We start from the raw sequence: 1,440 nt of genomic DNA on the forward strand, positions 1-1,440 counted from the left end.
CAACAGGTCTCGGTGGTATGGGGTCGCAATGAGATCTTCGACAGCACCCTCGAGGGAAATGTCGTGCTCGGCCGCTCGCACAGCACCGCCGAGCTGCAGCAGGCGCTGGAGCAGGCGGCGGTGAGCGACCACCTCCCGTGGCTCCCGCAAGGTCTGCGCACCCCGCTGGTGCGCGGTGGTCACAACCTGTCGCGTGGCCAGTGGGTGCGCGTGCAGTTCGCCCGCGCCCTGCTCAAGCGCCCGCGCCTGATCTTCCTCGACGATGCCTTCGAGGGCGTCGACCCGCGCACGCGTCACGACCTGCTCGACCGCTTGTTCAGCGGGCCCTGGACCCTGCTGTGCGTGAGCCATCGCCTCGAGACGGTGGAGCGCGCCGACCACGTCGTGGTCATCGACAAAGGGCGTGTCGTCGAACAAGGCGCGCCGAGGACGCTGCTCGACGATCGCTCGAGCCGGCTGCGCGCGGCGATGGCGCTGGAAAAGGAGTCTACCTGTGTCTGAAGCGCATGCCCACAACGCTCTCTCTGCGGAAGCACTGGCGCTTCCGGCAGCCCGCCGAAGTGCCACATCGCTCGACCTCGTGCGCACCGGGGGCGCCCTGCGCATGATCGCCTTCATCCTCTGCCTCATGATCGGGCTCTCTGTCGCCGCCCTGGCCTGGGTGCCCTGGCAGCAGTCGGTGGTGGGGCGTGGCGAGGTCACGGTCTTCACCCCCACCGAACGACCCCAGACCATCGAGGCGCCCATCCCCGCTCGCATCGCCCGATGGACCGTGCGAGAAGGGACGGCGGTGAAGAAGGGCGCGCTGCTCTGCGTGCTCGACGATCTCGAGTCACGGTTCCTCGATCCCGCGCAGCCGAAGATCCTCGGCGCCCAGATGGCCGCAGTGCGACAGCGACGAGCCTCGGTGGAGGCACGCCTCGACGCCCTCGAAGCACAGCAGTCATCCATCATGCGCTCTCGAGACGCCGCGCTGGCCGTGGCTGCGCAGAGGATCTCGCAAGCGGAGGCGCGCCTGTCGATGGCCGACCAGTCGGCGCGCGCTCAGGCCCAGGGCGTGGAGACCGCTCGCCTGAACTACACGCGCGTGAAGCATCTGCAGTCGAACGGGCTGCGCTCAACCCGTGACCTCGAGCTCGCCGAGCTCGACCGGGTGAAATCGGTGACCGAGGTCGAACGTGCCCGAGCCGCGTGCGATGTGGCGCGGCGTGACGTGGAAGGGGCGCGGCTCGACCGCGCCAAGGTCGACGCCGACACCTCGGCCAGTCTCGTCAGCCTCGACGCCAGTCAGCAGCAGGCGCGTGAGGCGATTGCGTCGGCCGACGCCGAGCTCATGAAGCTGGAAGCCGATCTGCACAACCTCGAGCGACGAACCGAGCAGCGGAACGTCTTCGCGCCCGCCGACGGAACCGTCGTGCGCATCTTCAAGGCGGGCAAGGG

2 protein-coding genes are annotated in these 1,440 nt (G+C 68.9%); both read left to right on the forward strand.

Features of this window, described 5'->3' with window-relative positions:
- Positions 1 to 501: ABC transporter ATP-binding protein (locus EB084_25335; protein ID NDD31588.1), on the forward strand; the 501-nt coding region annotated here is incomplete at its 5' end.
- Positions 494 to 1,440 (forward strand): biotin/lipoyl-binding protein (locus EB084_25340; protein ID NDD31589.1); only part of this gene is annotated, 947 nt, incomplete at its 3' end. The genes EB084_25335 and EB084_25340, both read left to right, overlap by 8 nt.

The sequence above is a fragment of the Pseudomonadota bacterium genome, assembly GCA_010028905.1.
Lineage (GTDB): Bacteria > Vulcanimicrobiota > Xenobia > RGZZ01 > RGZZ01 > RGZZ01.